Below are 19,325 nucleotides of genomic sequence, written 5' to 3'. Positions count from 1 at the left end.
CACTGTCCGTTTTTACTCGACTACCCCAGTCATGCTGAGTCTATGAAGGATCTTTTGCGTATCTCAACTTGACAATCGTACACGCCGGGTAGCAAAAAATTCCTAGCAACACAACGCCCCGGCCGGCTGGTCGGGGCGTTGTGTTATATCAACCTCTAGCGGATATAGTTAATGCCGATTTTTTGCCATTGGGTTATCTTCCTTTTGCTTTTATAGCTGATGTTCAACAAAATAGAAATAGCCCAACACACTGTATAACTTCTTATTGTATTTAAAAAGAAACCACACTTGGTAAAATAAAACTTGCGCGGATTAGTCCAAGTTGATGTGTTGAAGTATGTCTTGGTTTTGTAGATAATAAAGTGAAAAATAAATATCTCTTTTCTATCATCGAATAGCAGGCCGTTTTCCCATGTAATTTCACGTTGCAATCGCTCGGTAATCATATCACTAAACAACACGCGTAGATCACCTTTTTTTGGCGTTTTCAGCAGGTGGGTCATGCTCTCGATTTCACTTGGAAAATCAAACAGGTCATACCCTTCCCACAAGTGTTGTATCGCATTACTTGCCTCACAAAACTTCATAGTTCGCTGCTCAGTCAGTACGCGGTCGATGTCGTTGCTCTTTAAAAATAGCTTCTTCGTTTCTGGTATGTTTCGGAAGAGTGTAAAGGGCCCAGAAACATATTGAGGATGAGCCGAAATAACATCGTAAGCCGCTAGCAACTGTGGCGTGAGCACCTTAATTGTATCACCAAAAACCATGTCAGTATCGCAAAACCCCCAGAAGTCATACGATTCTATATAGTCTTCGTAGATCAGGCCGTATGCAGGTTTGAAATCGCATAACTTATAGGCTTTTGCCACTTGAACAGGCTTCGCTATTTTCCTTGTTGCCAACGCGTTGAATTGTGCCAGGGAAAATGGAATAAAACGCACATTGGTGTAAATTGGATAAACGTCGAATACTTGATCGGTAAAGATGAAGAAAGTAATATTCTTATTATAAGAACAAGATTGTAAAAAATAGTCTAAATATCTTGGTAGGAGACCAAAATGACTGATAATTATTGCAATGCTATTCATTTATTCCTATTTATTTGTTGATAGTGATATAGCGAACGGTATATCACTATCAATATTATCGTATTATTTTTTATTTGTTGCCGTCACATACAAAGTGACATGATTATTTTGTACAAGCTCCAGATTTTACGTCAGCAATATGTCAAAGCTATTTCCCCATCACATCTACCACCATCTGCCCTGCTGCGCTCACTCGACTACCCTCCCGTTGGCAATGATGTCGAAATCTTCCTTTGCACCTGAGTGGCCTGTGCCTCGTAGAGGGAGTAAAAAGGTGCACTAGTATAGAGACGGAACCTATACGAGTTGTCGCTGAGTGTAAATAGAATGCCAGTGCTGAAAAATTTGACACGCAGGAAAGAGCAGCCATAGAAAATAGGGTAGGGGAGGCCCTAGCCTATTAAATGTTTTACCAGTCGGTAACAAAAACGGCCTCTACGTTATGTAGAGGCCGTTTTCCGTGTGTTAGTGGTCGCGCCAGGAATCGAACCTGGATCAAGAGCTTCGGAGACTCCTATACTATCCGTTGTACTACGCGACCCAGTTTGTGAGGCGCAAAACTAGACAGAAAATGCGCCGTTGCCAAACCACGAATGGCTTTTTCTGCAAAATCATACACTCGGTTATAGTAACCTTCCGCGGCTCAGTCCAGTTAGCATACATAACTGTTTACTTTGATCCATTCCTTTTATGGCAAGCACCGAAAAAAAGACTCTCTATACGGCCGATGCAACGGCTATTGGTGGCCGCAGCGGCCACGTACGCTCCGCTACCGGTATCATTGACCTGGATATGTCGGTGCCAGAAGGCCTGGGCGGCAAGAAAGGCGCTACCAATCCCGAGGAACTGTTCGCAGCTGGCTATTCATCCTGCTTTCAGCAGGCGCTGCTGGTAATTGCCCAACGCGCCGGCGACAAACTCGACCCACAAACGGAAGTGAAATGCTCCGTAGAGCTATTTCAAGAAGGTGAAGCCTATGGCCTCTCGGCTATTCTGGATGTAGACCTCAAGGCTTTCGACAAAGACAAAACCATTGACATGGTGCGGCAGGCACACAAAATCTGCCCTTACTCGGTAGGAACCCGCGGCAACATGGAAGTAGAATTGCGTGTGCAAGGCGAAGCCATTCCGGTAGAAGCCAACGAAAACGCTGGCGTTGCCGAAAAAGGCGGCATTCAGTAGCCGTTTTCTAGCTTACTGCAAAAGAAAAGCCCGCTGGAATACTCCAGCGGGCTTTTCTTTGTGTAGATAAGGCTTAAGCGTTTTGCATTGCTAATACCTCTTTTACCTTCTCGGCAGCATCCTTCAGGAGCACGGCCGAGTACACTTTCAGGCCCGACTCGTCGATGATGCGGGCGCCTTCTTCAGCGTTGGTGCCTTGCAGACGCACGATAATCGGCACTTTAATGTCGCCAATGTTTTTGTAGGCTTCTACCACACCATTTGCTACCCGGTCGCAACGCACAATACCCCCGAAGATGTTGATCAGGATGGCCTTCACGTTCGGGTCTTTCAGGATGATGCGGAAACCGGCTTCTACGGTTTGCGCGTTGGCTCCACCCCCTACGTCGAGGAAGTTGGCAGGCTCACCGCCCGAGAGCTTAATGATGTCCATGGTAGCCATAGCCAGACCGGCGCCGTTCACCATGCAGCCCACGTTGCCATCGAGCTTCACATAGTTCAGGTTCGATTCGGAGGCTTCTACTTCCAGCGGGTCTTCCTCGTTGGTGTCGCGTAGGGCGGCAAAATCCTTGTGGCGGTAGAGGGCGTTTTCGTCCAGCGTCACTTTGGCATCAACGGCCAGAATCTTGTTGTCCGAAGTTTTCAACACGGGGTTGATTTCGAACATAGCCGAATCCGTTTCGTCGTAAGCCTTGTACAGAGCCGTCACGAACTTTACCATTTCCTTCTGAGCTGGGCCGGCGAGGCCCAGGTTGAAGGCAATTTTGCTGGCCTGAAAGGGGCGCAGGCCCACAGCGGGGTCTATGTACTCCTTGTTGATTTTGTCGGGATGCTCTTCGGCTACCTCCTCAATGTCCATCCCACCCTCAGTGGTATAGATGATGACGTTTTTACCGGTAGCGCGGTCCAGCAACACGCTCATATAATACTCCTTGGTCTCCGACTCGCCGGGGTAGTACACGTCCTGGGCAACCAGTACCTTGTGCACTTTGCGGCCTTCGGCGCCCGTTTGCTTGGTTACGAGCTGCATGCCAATGATCTGGCCAGCAATGTCTTTTACCTGCTCCAGGTTCTTGGCGAGTTTCACCCCGCCCCCTTTGCCGCGCCCGCCAGCGTGAATCTGGGCTTTGATAACGTACCAGCTGGTGCCGGTTTCCGCGTTCAGCTTTTTCGCGGCTTCTACAGCTTCTTCAGCCGTATCGGCCGTGATGCCTTCCTGCACGCGCACGCCGTAGCGCTTGAGTATTTCTTTACCCTGATACTCGTGAATGTTCATAGAGGTCAGTTGAAAATGGGATTCGGGTCGTATTAGTAAGCGCGAAAGTAGACAATAATCGGGGGAAACGGAACCTGGGCTTTCGGCCGGATTTTGGCACGTGCTAGGGCTTTCGCAGAAACAGCCCATCTGCGCGACCACAAACTCCGGCTTTCCTCCGTAGATTTGTTTTCCTACCCCCGACTATATTCATCTGCTGTGCTGCAAGCCATCAACGTCCGCAAGACATACGGTTCCCTGGAAGTTCTGAAAGGTATTGACCTGACGATTGAGAAATCTGAAATCGTCAGCATCGTCGGTTCGTCGGGGGCCGGCAAGAGTACGTTGCTACACATCCTGGGCACGCTGGACAACCCCGATACGGGCGAAGTACTGTTTGATGGCGAATCAGTGAGTGCCTTGAAGCGCTCCGACCTGGCGCGTTTCCGCAATCGGCACATCGGCTTCATCTTCCAGTTTCACAATCTATTGCCCGAGTTTACGGCCCTCGAAAACGTGTGCCTGCCCGCCTACCTAGCTGGGCGCTCGGAGAAGGAAGTGCGCGTGCGTGCCCGCGAGTTGCTGGGGATGCTGAACTTGGAGCGCCGCGCCGACCACAAACCTTCGGAGATGAGCGGCGGCGAGCAGCAGCGCACCGCAGTAGCTCGCGCCCTTATTAACTCCCCAGAAATCATCTTCGCCGACGAGCCCTCTGGCAACCTCGACTCGCAGAATGCGCAGGAGCTGCATCAGATTTTCTTTCTGCTACGCAAAGAGTTGGGCCAGACGTTTGTGATTGTAACGCACAACGACCAGCTGGCCGAAATGGCCGACCGTACCATCACGATGAAGGATGGATATATCTCGGAGTAAACCCGTCAGTAATAGGAGCGTATACTACACATAGGTAGGAACTTTCCTTTCTAGTATACCCTTTCTTATATACCTGGCAACGCGTCCGACATGCCCCGGGCCGTTTGTGTAACCCGTCTTGCTGTTTCTAGAACAGTGAGACGGGTTTTTTGTGTGCGGTAGAGGCGTTATGTTGAAGGCAGCACAGAGAATTTGGGGAACCCAGAGAAAAGGCCGTTACGGTGCAGTAGGCTAATCAATTGCTACCCTACTTGCTATGTAGACTAGCCAGCATAGTGGGGTAAGGTATCTGCCTCAATTTTTTAGCAAAATGTTTTTGCAAATGAATTTTGGTGTTGCTAATTTTGTTAGGATATACAAAACGATATGTAGTTTTTAAGTTGCTGATAATCAAAGGAAAAATTTGCTAAAAAATCCTTGATTTGTTGCACCTATTTCACGCTGCATTCGTTAGTAATCTGAACATCATAACGTATTAAAGGGAAAACGCCATGAGCGAAGTAACCAAGACCACCAACAACACGAAAGAACCAGCCCGCAAAGCCAAAGTAGAAAGCTACGACATTGCGCGCTCTGATGAAACGTTGCACTTGGCCACCGACTTGGCGAAGTTCATCAAGGACAACAAACTCTCCACTACCGTGCAGGGCAAGGAGTTTGTGAACGTGGAAGGCTGGCAGTATGCCGGCTCGCGCTTGGGTATTGTGCCCATCGTTGACCATGTGATTAATGTCAGCACCGAAACCGAGCTGAAGTATCAGGCTAAAGTGACGCTGTTTGACCTGCGTTCGGGCCATACGGTAGGCGCTGGCTTTGCGGTGTGCTCCAACAAGGAGAACGGCAAGAAGTTCTACCAAGAGTTTGCGATTATGAGCATGGCTCAGACTCGTGCCATTGGCAAGGCTTACCGCAACATCCTGGCTTGGATCATCCGTGCTGCTGGCTACGAGCCTACCCCTGCCGAAGAGATGGACTATGGCAACAATACGCCCGAGGTGAAAGCTCCGGTAGTAGCTCAGCCTGCCGCTGATGCTCCGGCACCAGCTGTAGCGGCCGAAGCCCCAGCCATGAAGGCCGTACCCGCCGAGCAACCAGCTGCGCCTGCTGTTACCTATGCTTCGGCTGCGCAGAAGGAGGAAATTATTCGCCTACTCAACCACCCGGTGATTACGCGTCAGGAGAAAACCAAAATGCTCTTGAACATCAACCGTCTTGATGAAGAGCGTGCTACCCAGGCTATTGCCAAACTAAAGAAAGCCATCGACGACCGCGAGAATGGCGAGTCGGCCGCCGCTTAAACAACAAAACCAACGACTACATATACGAAAAACCCGGTACCGTATGGTGCCGGGTTTTTTAATGCGATGACAGGTAGGTAGCGTATGCTGTAAATGAAGCGATGAACTGCGGAAGCCTTTTATGGTATAATCAGGTATACTGCACCAGCTATGTAGCACGAATGGAAGGGTATAGAGCTGCGCTGTTCCACTATAGGGAATAGTAGCTAGGCAGTCCCTCCTAAAGAGGATATCCGTTCTTTCAAAGCTGTCATGATCTGCGTGAAGCTTTGGGGCGAATTCAACATGACTGGCGACTGAAACTTAGCAATACTCAGCCATTCGTATGCTGTAGCCATATCATCGAAGAGCGCTACCACCGGAGACGTAAGCTTTTCCAGGGCTATTTCGGTGTCGTTTTGGATGTGCATGTCAGGCGAACATATCCAGGCTACGTATTCAATGCCCAGCAACCGTAGATGAGGTAAGAATTCATTGGCTAGCCACGGTGCTACCTCCGGCGTAACTTTCGCAACGTTGGTATTGTCGTTCAGGATACGCTTGTATCGTCTGATAAGGAAACAGCGCGCTAATTGTAGGCAGTTAGAGCGCACAGAGTTCAGTGTTATCTCACCGTACCAATCCAAATAAAGCCAATTATTAGCATGATCATAGTAAGCCTTTACATTGGAGGTAGCTAGGAGTAACTCTTGTTCCATAGAAGCGATGTAGGGCAGTAATGTGCTAAAAAAGGAAATGGTTTAAGTGCAAATGTACTACTATTTATACTGATATAATACAATAAAAAATGTCTTTATCCAACTAATGCAACTTTTAAGAAGTTGATATATGCGTGTCTGATAGATCTAGTGAGAAATGTGTGTATTAGCAAAGTATAAATTGTATAGGCTTATTTAGACTACGTATTCGTTGAACGATAGGAACCAAAGTGAAGTGCTTGCATCGTATTCGTTCTTATGAAGCTTAATCGGACAGTATACATGAGTCTGAAGAAGGAAGAAGGAATGGGAATAAATGATTTTCTGCTCTGTAATCGTGATTTTCATATGTGACATTTGGTTATTTATCTAATAACGAAATGCTATACATTGAGAAATAAACCGGAGACGTGAGTGCATAGCAGGCTCAGCAAGCAAGCCAAAGGCAGTAGAAAAGGCACCGGCCATAGTACCTTTGCCCCCTATGCTACCCGCCACCGACGACATTTTGCATGTACTCCGCCAAACCTGGGGTCACCACCAGTTTCGGCCCATGCAGGAGGATATCATCCGTTCGGTGCTGGCGGGACAGGATACGCTGGCCCTGCTACCCACGGGGGGCGGCAAGAGCATCTGCTTTCAGGTTCCGGCGCTGGCGCGAGACGGGCTGTGCTTGGTGGTGTCGCCGCTGATTGCCTTAATGAAAGATCAGGTGGAAAACCTGCGCAAGCGCGGCATCAAGGCCGAGGCCGTGTACGCGGGCATGAGTCACCAAGAAATCGACCAAACGCTGGACAACTGCGTGTATGGCCCGGTGAAGTTCCTGTATGTGTCGCCCGAGCGGTTGCTCACGGATATGTTTCGGGCTAGGGTAGGGAAGATGCGTGTGCGCCTGCTGGCCGTAGATGAGGCGCACTGCCTCTCGCAGTGGGGCTACGATTTCCGGCCGCCCTACCTCCAGATTGCGGCCCTGCGCGAGCTAATACCTGATGCGCCGGTTATTGCCCTCACGGCCACCGCCACGGCGCAAGTGCAGCAGGATATTGTGGAAAAGCTGCATTTCCGGCCGGGCTACCGGGTGTTTCAGCAGAGCTTTGCCCGGCCCAATTTGTCGTACTCGGTGCTGGCCACGGAGGACAAGCTGCGCCGGATGCTAGAAGTGGTACGCGGGGTAGGGGCCGACAAAACGGCCATTGTGTACGCTCGCACGCGCCGCCAGACTGAAGACGCCGCTGCCTACCTTCAGCATCACCAAGTGAAGGCTGCACCCTACCACGCCGGCCTGGGCGCCGAGGTGCGCCACCGCACCCAACTGGACTGGATGCAGGACCGCACCCGCGTCATTGTGGCCACTAACGCCTTCGGTATGGGCATCGACAAGCCCGACGTGCGCCTGGTAGTGCACCTCGACGCACCCGATAACCTAGAGGCCTACTACCAGGAAGCGGGTAGGGCCGGCCGCGACGAGAAATACGCCTTTGCCGTGCTGCTGCAAGGCCCCAACGATGCCGACGAACTGCGCCGCCGCACCCAACAGGCCCACCCGCCGCTGGATACGGTGCGACGCGTGTACCAGGCGCTGGCCAACTTCTCGCGCACGGCAGTGGGCGGCGGTGAGCTAGTAGCGTTCGATTTCGATTTGCAGCAGTTTGCCGAAACCTACCGCATTAAGGCGCTGGACGCGCACAACGCCCTACGCACGCTGGGGCGTGAGGGCTTTGTGCAGCTGAACGAGGCCGTGAATAATCCCGCCCGCGTGCACATCCCCATCGACCACTCCGACCTGTACCGCTTTCAGGTAGCCAACGCCCAGCACGACGCGCTGATTAAGTCCCTGTTGCGCTTCAACGGCGGCGAAATATTTGTGGGCTTTCAGCGGATTTCGGAAAATAGCCTCGCTCAGCACTTGAAGGTGAGCGTGGTGGATGTGCGCAAAATGCTGCTGTTCCTGCATCGCTCCAACATCATCCACTACCAACCCCGCCACGACGCGCCCCAAGCCCTGTTCACTACCCCGCGCTTCGATGCCGACAAGCTGCCCCTCAACCAGAAATACCTGAACCAAGCCCGCACGCTGGCACAGGAAAAAACCGAGGCCGTGCTGCGCTATGCCGATGGCGGCCGTTGCCGGCAGCAACTGTTGCTGGAATATTTTGGCGAGCTAGACGCGTCGCCGTGCCGCGTGTGCGACTACTGCTTGGCCCAAAAGAAAAAAGCCCAGGCCCCGGTGCCCACACCGGCCCTGCGCGAGCAAGTGCTACGCCTGCTATCGGCTACCCCGCAAACACCCCGCGAATTGGTAGCACAATTTGCCCCCAGTCAGGCCACCGAGGTAACTGCCCTGCTGCGGGAGCTTATAGAGCTAGGCCACCTCCGCTACACCTCCGATGGTCGGCTGATGCGGCAAGATGCTGCCGAATAGCCCTATACGCAAACAGCCCCGGCTACCATAAAGGCGCCGGGGCTGTGCTCATCCATTCATCAGAAGGGCTAATTCTGCTGAAAGGTACCTAGGCGAGGCACTGCAATTTCCTCGCCAGCCTTGCAAAATCTACTGTGCTTTTTAGGGTAGGATTATCATCCGCTCTACGCGGCGTCTCGGTCGGCTACTTTCACAAGCGCCTTGCCGGTGTTTTCGCCGGTAAACAGGCCCAGAAAAGCCGCCGGAATCTGGTCGAAACCCTCGGTGATGGTTTCTTCAAAGGTGAGTTTGTCTTGCTCTACCCACTGCGTCAGCTCGCGCACGCCCTCGGGGAAGCGTTTGGCGTAGTTGCTGACGATGAAACCCTGGAGCATAGAGCTGGTTTTTAGTAGCTTACCTTCGGGGCGCGGGCCTATAGGCGTTTCCTCAGCGTTGTAAGTTGATATCTGACCGCAGAGCGCAATGCGGGCGTGGGTGTTCAGCAGATTGTACACGGCATCCGTGATTTCGCCGCCCACGTTGTCGAAGTAGCAGTCTACCCCGTCGGGGCAGGCGTCGGCCAGAGCCTGGGCGATGTCGGGTGTGGTTTTGTAGTTGATGGCTTCATCAAAGCCCAGCTCTTTGAGGTAGGCCACTTTCTCGTCGGAGCCGGCGGTGCCTACCACGCGGGCACCTTTGATCTTGGCCAACTGGCCCACCACCGAGCCCACGGCGCCGGCTGCACCGGATACCACCACGGTTTCGCCTTCCTTGGGTCGGCAGATATCAAGCAGACCAAAATAAGCCGTGAGGCCCGGCATGCCTAGTATGCCCAGATAGTAGCTGATAGGTGGCCCGTCAGTAGCTACTGGCGTCAGGCCCTTGCCATCCGACAGGCTATACTCCTGCCAGGGTAAGTTGCCGGTTACGACGGTGCCCACCGCCAACTCGGGGTGCTGGCTTTCCACTACCTCGGCCACTACGCCGCCGCTAATCGGCTGGTCTACCTCAAAAGGCGGCACGTAGGATTTGACATTGCTCATGCGGCCGCGCATGTACGGGTCAACGGAAACGTAGAGAGTTTTCAGCACTACCTGACCCTTGGAGGGGGTAGGCCGCTCGCGGTCTTCAAATTGGAACGTCTCGAGGGTAGGCTTGCCCTGGGGGCGGCTAGCCAGCAGAATGGTGCGGTTGCTCATGGTGTGGTATGAAAAGGGTGGAAAACAAAAACGCGTTGCTTTCCCAACGAAGCGGGAAAGCAACGCGTTGCGCAACGACAGGGCCGTTAGGCGTTGGTGGAAGTCGACAGGTTGACTTCGATGTTATTGCGGGTGGCACGTGAGTAGGGGCATACCTGGTGCGCTTTGGCTACCAAGGCTTCGGCCTGCTCCTGCTCCATGCCGGGGATGTTCACGTGCAGATCTACGGCTAGGCCGTAGTTGTCGCCGTCTTTGCCGAAGCTCACGCTGGCTTCTACGGTGCTACCCGAAATAGGCGTTTTCTCCAGGCGGGCTACCAGATTCAGGGCGCCGTCGAAGCAGGCGGCGTAACCGGCGGCAAATAGCTGCTCGGGGTTGGTAGCGCCTTCTTTGCCAGGGCCACCCATCTCCTTGGGTGTGCTGAGGGGAAGGTCAATAACGTTGTCGCTGGAGAGGGCGCGGCCGTCGCGGCCACCGGTAGCTTTGGCTTTTGCCGTGTACAAGCGTTGAATGCTCATATAACTAAGGGAGGGAAATGAAAAAAAGTAAAAGTGCGACGCATAACGGCGTCAGGTAAGCTTCTTGATAACATGATCGAGCAGGCGGCGTAGCGTTGCCAGCTCTTTCGTGGAGATTTCGAGGTGGGCCAACAAGCCTTTCGGAATAGAGCAGGCCGGCTTTTGCAATACCTCACCCGCCGGCAGTAGTCCAATAATGACGGAACGCTCATCGCGCGGGTCGCGGCGACGACTTACCCACTGCTTCTGCTCCATGCGCTTAAGCAGGGGCGTAAGCGTGCCCGAGTCCAGCAGCAGGTTTTCGCCCAACTCCTTCACCGTCATTTCCTGGTGCTCCCACAGCAGCAGCAGCACCAAGTACTGCGGATACGTCAGATCGGGATCCAACTCACGCAAATAGGGCTGGTAGGCCTTGGTGAGTTGCCGCGACGCCGCGTAGAGTGGAAAACACAGTTGATTTTCCAGCTTCAGCAGCGAGAAATCTTCTTCGGACGTAGTAGGTTCGGGAGCTTGTGCCATGAGAAAGTGCAATAATAACTGGTACGCGGACGTAATGTTTAATTGTGTAAAATTAAATTTATATACAACCTATATGCAAAGGATACGCCAAGCCGCCTACCCTAGGTAGGATACAACCCCGGCCCATGGTAAGCGGATCAGCATACACTGCTGAAAAATAATAAATTAACTCTGTTGGTAGCTCTGCATCCCGCCCAGCAGGTTGCGCACATTCGTGAAACCCTGCTGGGTCAAGAAGGCCTTAGCTGAGGCTGACCGCCCACCGCTTTTGCAATGCACAATAATTTCTTGATCCTTCAACTCCTCCAGATCATCGAGCTTGTCGGGTAGGGTGCCCAGCGGAATGTTCTGGCTGCCGTCGATGCGGGATTCTTCGTGTTCCCAGGTTTCCCGCACGTCAATAATGGTGGGTGTTTCGCCGGCTTGCAGGCGTTGCTTGAGTTCGGGGGCGGTGATGTCGGCCATGGATAAAAAAAGGAGGGAATGAAAATTACGATTTGCTGATAACCAAGCGCTTGGTAACGATGGTACTGCCGTCGGGGAGGGTAAGGCGTATCAAGTAGAGACCCGCTGGCAGAGCCTGCAAATCCAGCGTGGCCTGTCCGGCTTGCGCCACGGGCTGCTGCCAGACCACCCGGCCCAACGCATCGAGCACTGTAGCCGACTGGTAGCGCCCCTCTACCCGCACCCGGCCAGCACTAGGATTGGGATACAGCGTGAGAGAAGCCGCTACTCCGGCCGGCGTAGTAGCCGTAGTAATGCCATTGGTAAGCAGCGGGCGCATCATGGGTGCGTAAGCGGGTATGGCCGTTGCAACATTCCAGGTGCCCTGGGAGGTGCTGGTACCATTGAAGCCCGATAGCAGATAGCCAGTTGGAACGCTGCTATTCAGATCAGCCCCAAAATTCAGGAAGTCGCTGGTGGGTGCAAAGCCTACGTAAAAAGTGCCACTAACGGGGACTGGGGCAGCAAAATTGACATCTACATACTGCTGCCCAGCCGGGAGGGTAGTGGGCACGGCATAGGCACGCGTGGCTATTGCCTCTCGGTCAGGCTTGCCTTGATTATCATTCCACACAGCTACTACAATGCCTTGGCTGGTAGCGGTAGGGGAAGGAAGAGGATACAGGCGCAGGCCCTGAAGTTGGTCGGACTTATTCAGGTCGATGCGATACACAAAGTAGCCGGCTGGGCCAGTGCTGCCACGCGGTACGTTGAAGGTTGCCTCTGCCGAACCGTCGTCATAGGCGTAATAGTTGTTCAGCTCCGTCACCCGGTAAATCGTATCGTTGGGGAGGGTGCGTGGGGTTGCTTCACTGGTGTTCAGCACCACTTGGTGGCGCACGCGTTTAGGCTCAGCGGTGAGAGGTAGGGGCGTGCTGCGCAGACTACCCGTGATGGGGAACTGTCGCGCACTGGCATCCAATGACCGAGTCTCATTCAGAAAAACTGCCTGTGCCCCGTTGGGCAATACCTGGACGGTACCAATGTAGGGCACGGGCGTGGGCACAATGGCGTCGAAGTTGTTTGCCGTGGTCGTTACCTGGTTGTTCAGCTCATCCGTTGGGTTTGCCGCTGCATTATACTGCCACACTGGCATGGCTGCATAGCGCTTCAACAGGCTATTGAGAGGAACACTAGTAGCAATATCCTGAATGGAGTTATCGGTGGCGGAGCGGTTGCGGTCGAGCCGCACGTAGTCGATGCTCCAGGCATCGCGTGTAGTAGCCAAGTTACCTACTGCTCGAAAGCGAAACTGAAAGCTGCCGTGCAAGTAGGCAGGAGTATTGACAGCAAAAAACTGCTCCTGAAACGTAGTTCGCACTCCTGTGCTGAGCTGTTGCCACACTACCTGCCACGCTTGGTTGCGGTCCAAAAACTCCAGTTGTAGGTACACAGGGCGCGCTCCACTGTTGGCTTGCGGGGCGCCCACTATGCTGCCGGCCTGCCAATAAAAGCTCAAGTACACATTGTCGGCTGCCGTAAGGCCGGCAAGGTCAACGGGTTGGGACGTAAGCGTATCCGTGTCGTTGTAGGCGGTGGAAGGACCGTAGGGCTGGCCGTTGGCGCTCAGCCCATCGAGGGTAGCCACGCCCCGGCTGGGCGGCGCCACCGGGAAACGGTTGTTGACCAGTGCGCCGCCCGGTAGCCAGCGTGTTAGGCTGGGGGCACCTTCCACCGGAAGCGTGAAATCATCGAAGAAGGGTAGGGAAACCAGGGCCGGGCGTTGCGCCACGCGGGGCCGGACGTTAGTAGTTCGCGCTGGGTCGGCTTCGAGGGGGCGCACCGTTTGCGCGCGGCTGGGTACAGCCAACGCCGTCAGCAATAGCAAGAAGCAAAAGACGCGTAGCAGATAGTTCATCGGCAGGCAAGTTACGGACGCTAAACGTTAGGGCCGGCGGTTTGGTACGAAAGCAGTAGCGCGGAGCCAGCCAGCTCCGCGCTACCCTACTTCAATACCACCCGGCGCCGCTTTAGTTTACCGGCGTGAGCGAGGTAGGCTCGCTGCCCGCAATCCACAGATCTACCAGCTGCCCCATACGGATGGTGGCATTGCCAGTAGCCGCCGGGCGCTGCTTGATAACTGTACCCTCAGGCTGGTCGGTGGTAGCAGGCTGGTAGAACTTCTCACCCAACTGCAAGCCCTGGCCTGCCAGCAGCGTGAGGGCCTCGTCGGCGGGCATCCCCACCACGCTGGGCACCGGAAACTCCTGGTTGCCCAGGCCGTCGCCTACCTCCAGATCAATCTTGGTGCCTTTGGGTAGGGCTGCACCGGGCGCTATTTCCTGACCGGCTACCAATTGCTTCAGCACGGCGTTTTGCTCCAGATTGGGCACCAGCGTGATTTTGCCCACCAGCAGGCCGTAGCTTTTCAAGATCATCTGGGCGTTTTTCACCGAGCCGCCCTTCAGGTTCGGCATCTTGATCTGCGGCGGGTTCTTGCTCACCACCGATACGTAAATCTTGCGGTCTTCCTTTACAAACTCGCCGGGAGCGGGGTCCTGCATCAGCACGGTGCCGGGGCGCACGCCGGGCTCATACGTGCTGTCGTCCACGAAATAGCGCAGGTTGCGTTCGTCGAGGTAATCTTCCAGGTCGGCCATCTGCATTCCCGTCACCTTCGGCACCATAATGGTTTCGCCGTGGTTGGTCGAAATCGGCAGGTACACGAAGAAAAAGGCAAACAGCAGCGCCGCGCCCAGCACGCCAATCACCACCAGGTGCTTCACCACGTCGAAAGGCGTATCGGATTTCAGGAAAGCCATTTATTCAATTAAAAATTAAGAATTCGAAATTAAGAATTGAGGGTGGGAATAAACCGTTTGTCATCCTGAGTGCAGCGAAGGGCCTTCTCAGGGTAGAACGAGTCGTTATTGCGCCTGTTGTTCTTGCGTAATAAGGTCCTTCGCTGCACTCAGGATGACAAATGGTTTTCTATTCTCCGGCCTCCAACGCTGCCTTCTCTTGCCTCGCTTTGCCGAACTCCAGAATCTGGTCGATGAACTGGTAGGGCGTGTAGCCGTTGAGGGCCGTTTGGTGGAAGATGCAGGTGGCAGGCGTCATGCCGGGTAGGGAGTTCACCTCGATGATAATCACCTCCACGGCGCCGGTCTGGCGCACGCGTACAAACGCGTCGATGCGGGCGTAGCCCTGGATATCCAGAATTTCAGCCACGCGGCGCAACTCCTGTTTCACCTCATCGGAAATACGCTGGCGCTCGGCAGGGTCGGGGGCGTAGCGGGCGGGGGTGATGTTCTGGCCTTCGCCGGCCAGGAATTTCTCCTCCAAGCTCAGCACCTCGCCCGTAGCCAGCGCCTCCGACGCTTCGAACACTTCAATTTCCAGCGCCCCGTTTTCGCTCCAATGCGTGAGCAGGCCGCCAGTCACTTCTAGGAAGTGAGCCGCGCCGTCGCGGTCAATCAGCGTTTCCACCAGGAAGGCGTCCTTCTGCGGAAACTCCTCCTTGAAGCCTAGGTGCAGAGTAGTGGCCGCGTCGGGCATCAGGTCTTGCTGATGGCGGAAGATGAGGCGGCAGAACGCCACCAGCTCCTCTCGCGTCTTGATTTTCTTCACGGCCGAGGAGCAGCCGTCGTCGGCGGGCTTGGCAATGAAGGGGTAGGGGAACTGCGTTTCCAGCTCGTGGTAGAAACCTTCGGGGTCGGCCTCCCATTGCAGGCGGGTTGCCATGCGGTGCTCGGCCACGCGCAGACCCGCTTCGCGCAGGCGCTTGTTGGTTTCGAACTTGTTGATGGTGATGCTGCTGCTGGCCGTGCCCGAGCCGTTGTAGGGTAGGCCGTGCTTTTCCAACTCGGTTTGCAGGGCGCCGTCCTCGCCGGGGCGGCCGTGCAGGGCAATAAATACCTCGTCTACCTCCTGGGCCAGCTCCTCGAAGGAGATGTGGCGGGGCTGGGCCGTGGGCTGACCAGCATAGGTACTGGTGATGCCCTCGGCCTCGCGGCGGATGCGTTGCAAGATCGGGTGCAGATCGTGGCCGGCCTCGTGCTGCTCAATCTTCTCCCGAATGTCGTCGGCGTTGTCCTTCAGCATCACGTTGATGGGGAGCACATACAGCCGGAAATCCTGGCTGCTACCCGTCAGAAACACGGGCACTGGTTGGTACTTCGCCGACGATGACAGTTTCTCATAGATATTACGCCCGCTCTCCACCGAAATATGCCGCTCCGAGGAGTAGCCGCCCATTATCACGGCTACCTTGGTGCGCGGACGGTCTTCCTGCTGGCGCTGAGCCACGGCCGCATCTAGCTGTGACAAGAGGCCAGCCAGTTGCAACGGCTTCATGCCCGCCCGCCGCCGCGCGGCCAGGGAGGTGCGCACGAGGTAGGTGAGGAACTGGCTGGGATTCAACCCAATCTCCGCAGCTTGGTGGAAGAAGAACGACGCCGGCAACATGCCCGACGTGGTGTTGGGGTCGTTCAAAAACAGCTCACCATCGCTCGTCATAAAGCCATCCAATCGCGCATACACCTGAAAGCCAAACGTGCGGAACATCTCCTCGCACTGCTCCCGAATGCGCTGAATATCGGCTTCCGGCAGGTCGATGGGCGTGATTTTGCGAGAGAGACCGGGTAGGTACTTCGAGCGATAGTCGAACATCTCTTCGCCCTTCACAATCTCGGTAGGAGGTAGGGCCAAGGGGTTGCCGGTGGGGTCCTCCACTACGATGCACGAAAACTCGCGCCCGTGCACAAACTGCTCCACCAGCACCTGCGTTTCGCCGTCGGCGTTGGTTAGGCGCACTTCGTCGGCGGTCAAGAAAGCCTCGTTTAGAACGCGTAGCAGCTCTTCCGGATGGTAGAGTAATTGGCTGCTGGCTTCTTGTTCAGAGCTATCAGCTTCAAGTAATACTGGCAGGCCGATGCCTTCGCGGATGTCGGTGAGTTGTTGCACCCACACGAGCTTGTCGCGCTCCGTGAACTGCGCCCATTCCGAGCGGTACACGGTTTTGCGGAACAGGCTGCGTTCCACGGCGGCGTGGAACTTGGCCACGTCGTTGTCGCGCAGGATGCTCACGCCAATGCTGCTACCCTGACGCGGCGCCTTAAATACGAGGGGTAGGCCCAACTCCCGCGTGAGGTAGGCAAGAGTAGCCTCCGGGTCGGCGGCATCCCAATCTTCCTGCGTTATCACCCGAAAATCCGGGGTAGGGCGGCCCAATGCTTTCAGCAACTTCTTCTGGGCAATCTTATCGATGCCGAATGCTGAGGGGAGAATGCCCGAGCCGGAATACGGAATGCCGTACCACTCCAGCAGGCCTTGTATGGCGCCATCTTCGCCGCTGGGGCCGTGCAAGGCTAAGAAGGCAAAGTCCAGCAGCTCGTGCAGCTCGTGCGGGGCCACGCGGCGGCCTACCTCGCTGATGATCTGGTCTTGCTCCTGCTGCGTCAAATTACCCAGGCTTTCGAGGTAGACTTGCAGCTTGTGCTCCGAGGCCGGCAAGGCCGATACGGGTGGGTAGAAGTCCCGGATGGTGCCTTTGTAGATGTACTGCCAGTCCAGCAACACAAAGTTACCGCGGCTGTCCACGAAGATGGGCACGGCCTCAAACAGGGCCTTGTCCAGATTATCATATACCGTGCGGCCGCCCGCAAACGAAATTTCCCGCTCGCGCGAAGTGCCGCCGAAGAAGATGCCTATTTTCATACGTAGTGCAAAGGTAGCCGAATTTCGAGCGGCCTAACGATGCCTATAAGTCGCTGGCCATACTCTTTTCTTATTGTAGCCTTACTGTCTTGCGGGGAATAAATATCCCAACTGTGCCTGAAACATAGTATTGTGAGCGCCACCACCCTTGTATATGCTATTAATATCGCTTGAGTATCGCAGCGTCAGACTTACGCCAGCGGGCATCTCGTAGCCTACCCCTGCTACATAGCCGAATTGTAAACTGTTGTAGTCGCGTCGTACGGGACGTTGGAAAAGGGCATTGTCGTTGGTATCATTAAAGCTTACTAAATAGCCGAACTGCGGACCAGCTTCAAAGGTTAGACCCTCAATGTCGATTTTAGCTAAAATGGGTAGATCCAGATAGTTGAGACGGTATTTATAAGTGGTGCGGCTACCCTGTGTAGTAACGCCGTACTTGTCTGTGCTGCCTTTAGTGGAGTAAAGCAACTCAGGCTGAATATTCCAAAAGTTGTTTGAGTCAAAAGAGTAACGTGCTACTACACCAGCATGAAAGCCCAGCAAGTAGTCAGGGCCGACAACATTCTTAAGGCGATATTTAGTGTAATTGAGGCCACCTTTTACACCAAAGCGTAACTGCTGACTAAAGGCTACGTGCGTCAGGAGCAATGCACAAAACAGACAGTAACTTTTACGTTTCATAAAAAATGGTTGATCAGTGAGGTATATGTTTAAACAGGATGGTAAGGGGGAGTAAAAGTAAAAAGCCAATGCCAGTTGCTACCTAATACTATGCAGTTGCTTTTGTATCCTACCAAAAAAAAGCGAACTACGCGGCGCCGTCGCGTATAAGACGGTACCTAACCCAACCGTTTCACCCATGAAAACGCTCGATCAATACAACTTTGCTGGCCACCGCGCGGTGGTGCGCGTCGATTTCAACGTGCCTCTCGACGACGAGCTGCGCATCACCGACGACACCCGCATCCGGGCTGCTACGCCTACCATCAAGAAAATTCTGGCCGACGGCGGCTCCGTGGTGCTGCTCTCGCACATGGGCCGGCCAAAGGGCGGGCCCGATAAGAAAAACTCCCTCTACAACCTGGGGCTGCGCCTGCAACAGGAGTATGGCCAGCAAGTGAAATTCGGCGGCGACGTGCTCGGCCAGGAAGCCACCAACATGGCGAATAACCTGCAACCCGGCGAAATCCTTCTGCTCGACAACGTGCGTTTCTACGCTGAAGAAGAGAAAGGCGACCCCGCGTTTGCCCAGCAACTCGCCCGCCTCGGCGACGTGTATGTAAACGACGCCTTCGGTGCGGCCCACCGCCGCCACGCCTCTACGGCCGTGATGGCCCAGTACTTCGCTCCCGAAGACCGGGTAGGCGGCTACCTGCTGCAAAGCGAGCTGGACAACGCCAAGAAAGTGCTCGACCACCCCGAGCATCCCTTCACCGCCATCATGGGGGGCGCCAAGATTTCGGATAAAATCGAAATCATTGAGCGCCTGCTAGATAAGGTAGATAACCTGATCATTGGCGGCGCCATGGCCTACACGTTTTCGGTAGCCGAGGGCGGTAGCATCGGCAACTCGCTGCTGGAAGCCGATAAGGTAGACCTGGCCGCCAGCCTCATTCAGAAAGCCAAAGAGAAAGGTGTGAACCTGGTACTACCCGGCGACAGCCTCATCGCCAGCAGATTTGCCAACGACGCCGACGTTGAAGTGGCCGGCAACCACAGCATTCCGGTTGGCTGGATGGGCCTGGACATCGGTCCCGAGTCGCGCGAAATCTTCGCCGACATCATTCGCAACTCCAAAACCATTCTGTGGAATGGTCCAATGGGCGTGTTCGAAATGTCGAACTTCTCGTTGGGCACCGAGTACGTAGCCCGCGCTGTGGCCGAAGCCACCGAAAACGGCGCTTACTCCCTCATCGGCGGCGGCGACTCGGCCGCAGCTGTGAACCAGTTGGGCTTTGCTAACCGGGTTTCCTACATCAGTACTGGCGGCGGTGCCCTCCTGGAGTACATGGAAGGCAAAGAGCTACCCGGCGTAGCCGCGTTGGGGTAGAAGGTGAAGTTGTGAGTTTGTGAAGTTGAGAATTTGAAATAAAAAAGTGTCTGTCATCCTGAGCGGAGCGAAGGACCTT

Annotated in this window: 16 protein-coding genes and 1 tRNA gene; 5 read left to right on the top strand and 12 right to left on the bottom strand. The window is 54.6% G+C overall.

Going from position 1 to position 19,325, the window contains the following annotated elements; genetic code table 11:
- Positions 1-155 precede the first annotated feature (155 nt).
- Both KYK14_RS11940 and KYK14_RS11935 read right to left on the bottom strand, forming a co-directional pair.
- Positions 156-1,088, bottom strand: a complete 933-nt coding sequence (locus KYK14_RS11940; protein WP_343217093.1) for a DUF6625 family protein — start codon at positions 1,086-1,088, stop codon at positions 156-158.
- A gap of 469 nt (positions 1,089-1,557) precedes the next feature.
- A tRNA-Arg gene (locus KYK14_RS11935) sits at positions 1,558-1,629 on the bottom strand.
- A gap of 149 nt (positions 1,630-1,778) precedes the next feature.
- Between KYK14_RS11935 and KYK14_RS11930 the strand changes: the two genes are divergently transcribed.
- Positions 1,779-2,270 (top strand): Ohr family peroxiredoxin, encoded by a 492-nt coding sequence (locus KYK14_RS11930; RefSeq protein WP_208308071.1) that lies wholly within the window; start codon positions 1,779-1,781, stop codon positions 2,268-2,270.
- A 73-nt stretch (positions 2,271-2,343) separates the two neighbouring features.
- Here KYK14_RS11930 and sucC read toward each other — a convergent pair whose 3' ends face one another.
- Positions 2,344-3,546, bottom strand: a complete 1,203-nt coding sequence (sucC, locus tag KYK14_RS11925; protein ID WP_219159067.1) for an ADP-forming succinate--CoA ligase subunit beta — start codon at positions 3,544-3,546, stop codon at positions 2,344-2,346.
- Between the two features lie 198 nt (positions 3,547-3,744).
- Here sucC and KYK14_RS11920 point away from each other — a divergent pair, with 198 nt between their 5' ends.
- Positions 3,745-4,398 carry an ABC transporter ATP-binding protein gene (locus tag KYK14_RS11920; RefSeq protein ID WP_185282911.1) on the top strand — a complete coding sequence of 218 codons (654 nt, stop codon included), beginning with the start codon at positions 3,745-3,747 and terminating at the stop codon, positions 4,396-4,398.
- Between the two features lie 491 nt (positions 4,399-4,889).
- A complete protein-coding gene (locus KYK14_RS11915; protein ID WP_219159066.1) occupies positions 4,890-5,696 on the top strand; it encodes a hypothetical protein in 807 nt (268 codons plus the stop codon).
- 206 nt (positions 5,697-5,902) lie between these two features.
- Here the strand turns inward: KYK14_RS11915 and KYK14_RS11910 are convergent, their stop codons facing one another.
- The gene (locus tag KYK14_RS11910; RefSeq protein ID WP_219159064.1) at positions 5,903-6,394 is read right to left on the bottom strand and encodes a hypothetical protein; all 492 of its coding nucleotides are present in this window, start codon (positions 6,392-6,394) and stop codon (positions 5,903-5,905) included.
- 484 nt (positions 6,395-6,878) lie between these two features.
- Between KYK14_RS11910 and KYK14_RS11905 the strand changes: the two genes are divergently transcribed.
- A complete protein-coding gene (locus KYK14_RS11905) occupies positions 6,879-8,816 on the top strand; it encodes a RecQ family ATP-dependent DNA helicase (RefSeq protein WP_219159062.1) in 1,938 nt (645 codons plus the stop codon).
- A 164-nt stretch (positions 8,817-8,980) separates the two neighbouring features.
- On the opposite strand, the gene KYK14_RS11900 is transcribed toward KYK14_RS11905, so the two are convergent.
- The 8 genes from KYK14_RS11900 to KYK14_RS11865 all read right to left on the bottom strand — a co-directional run bounded on the left by KYK14_RS11900 (position 8,981) and on the right by KYK14_RS11865 (position 17,877).
- Positions 8,981-9,994 (bottom strand): NADP-dependent oxidoreductase, encoded by a 1,014-nt coding sequence (locus tag KYK14_RS11900; RefSeq protein ID WP_219159060.1) that lies wholly within the window; start codon positions 9,992-9,994, stop codon positions 8,981-8,983.
- Positions 9,995-10,080: 86 nt separating this feature from the next.
- Positions 10,081-10,512, bottom strand: coding sequence for an organic hydroperoxide resistance protein (locus tag KYK14_RS11895; protein WP_185282916.1), 432 nt, complete (start codon positions 10,510-10,512; stop codon positions 10,081-10,083).
- Between the two features lie 51 nt (positions 10,513-10,563).
- The gene (locus tag KYK14_RS11890) at positions 10,564-11,031 is read right to left on the bottom strand and encodes a MarR family winged helix-turn-helix transcriptional regulator (RefSeq protein WP_185282917.1); all 468 of its coding nucleotides are present in this window, start codon (positions 11,029-11,031) and stop codon (positions 10,564-10,566) included.
- A 165-nt stretch (positions 11,032-11,196) separates the two neighbouring features.
- Entirely contained in the window at positions 11,197-11,496 is a 300-nt protein-coding gene (locus tag KYK14_RS11885) for a rhodanese-like domain-containing protein (protein ID WP_219159058.1), read from the bottom strand.
- A gap of 25 nt (positions 11,497-11,521) precedes the next feature.
- A complete protein-coding gene (locus tag KYK14_RS11880; protein ID WP_219159057.1) occupies positions 11,522-13,393 on the bottom strand; it encodes a T9SS type A sorting domain-containing protein in 1,872 nt (623 codons plus the stop codon).
- Between the two features lie 112 nt (positions 13,394-13,505).
- Positions 13,506-14,297, bottom strand: a complete 792-nt coding sequence (locus tag KYK14_RS11875) for a PASTA domain-containing protein (RefSeq protein ID WP_219159055.1) — start codon at positions 14,295-14,297, stop codon at positions 13,506-13,508.
- Positions 14,298-14,466: 169 nt separating this feature from the next.
- On the bottom strand, positions 14,467-17,193 hold the full coding sequence (locus KYK14_RS11870) for a D-alanine--D-alanine ligase family protein (protein WP_219159053.1): 2,727 nt from the start codon (positions 17,191-17,193) through the stop codon (positions 14,467-14,469).
- Positions 17,194-17,274: 81 nt separating this feature from the next.
- Positions 17,275-17,877 (bottom strand): porin family protein, encoded by a 603-nt coding sequence (locus tag KYK14_RS11865; RefSeq protein ID WP_219159052.1) that lies wholly within the window; start codon positions 17,875-17,877, stop codon positions 17,275-17,277.
- 178 nt (positions 17,878-18,055) lie between these two features.
- Between KYK14_RS11865 and KYK14_RS11860 the strand changes: the two genes are divergently transcribed.
- Positions 18,056-19,246, top strand: coding sequence for a phosphoglycerate kinase (locus KYK14_RS11860; protein WP_219159050.1), 1,191 nt, complete (start codon positions 18,056-18,058; stop codon positions 19,244-19,246).
- Positions 19,247-19,325 lie beyond the last annotated feature (79 nt).

It is taken from the genome of Hymenobacter profundi (assembly GCF_019334315.1).
GTDB lineage: Bacteria > Bacteroidota > Bacteroidia > Cytophagales > Hymenobacteraceae > Hymenobacter > Hymenobacter profundi.
This window is presented reverse-complemented; position numbering and strand designations above follow the sequence as displayed.

Excerpts from the sequence above, each read along its gene's own strand:
- KYK14_RS11940 (WP_343217093.1), bottom strand. The coding sequence starts at position 1,088 with ATGAATAGCATTGCAATAATTATCAGTCATTTTGGTCTCCTACCAAGA.
- KYK14_RS11930 (WP_208308071.1), top strand. The coding sequence starts at position 1,779 with ATGGCAAGCACCGAAAAAAAGACTCTCTATACGGCCGATGCAACGGCT.
- sucC (WP_219159067.1), bottom strand. The coding sequence starts at position 3,546 with ATGAACATTCACGAGTATCAGGGTAAAGAAATACTCAAGCGCTACGGC.
- KYK14_RS11915 (WP_219159066.1), top strand. The coding sequence starts at position 4,890 with ATGAGCGAAGTAACCAAGACCACCAACAACACGAAAGAACCAGCCCGC.
- KYK14_RS11910 (WP_219159064.1), bottom strand. The coding sequence starts at position 6,394 with ATGGAACAAGAGTTACTCCTAGCTACCTCCAATGTAAAGGCTTACTAT.
- KYK14_RS11905 (WP_219159062.1), top strand. The coding sequence starts at position 6,879 with ATGCTACCCGCCACCGACGACATTTTGCATGTACTCCGCCAAACCTGG.
- KYK14_RS11900 (WP_219159060.1), bottom strand. The coding sequence starts at position 9,994 with ATGAGCAACCGCACCATTCTGCTGGCTAGCCGCCCCCAGGGCAAGCCT.
- KYK14_RS11895 (WP_185282916.1), bottom strand. The coding sequence starts at position 10,512 with ATGAGCATTCAACGCTTGTACACGGCAAAAGCCAAAGCTACCGGTGGC.
- KYK14_RS11890 (WP_185282917.1), bottom strand. The coding sequence starts at position 11,031 with ATGGCACAAGCTCCCGAACCTACTACGTCCGAAGAAGATTTCTCGCTG.
- KYK14_RS11885 (WP_219159058.1), bottom strand. The coding sequence starts at position 11,496 with ATGGCCGACATCACCGCCCCCGAACTCAAGCAACGCCTGCAAGCCGGC.
- KYK14_RS11880 (WP_219159057.1), bottom strand. The coding sequence starts at position 13,393 with ATGAACTATCTGCTACGCGTCTTTTGCTTCTTGCTATTGCTGACGGCG.
- KYK14_RS11875 (WP_219159055.1), bottom strand. The coding sequence starts at position 14,297 with ATGGCTTTCCTGAAATCCGATACGCCTTTCGACGTGGTGAAGCACCTG.
- KYK14_RS11870 (WP_219159053.1), bottom strand. The coding sequence starts at position 17,193 with ATGAAAATAGGCATCTTCTTCGGCGGCACTTCGCGCGAGCGGGAAATT.
- KYK14_RS11865 (WP_219159052.1), bottom strand. The coding sequence starts at position 17,877 with ATGAAACGTAAAAGTTACTGTCTGTTTTGTGCATTGCTCCTGACGCAC.
- KYK14_RS11860 (WP_219159050.1), top strand. The coding sequence starts at position 18,056 with ATGAAAACGCTCGATCAATACAACTTTGCTGGCCACCGCGCGGTGGTG.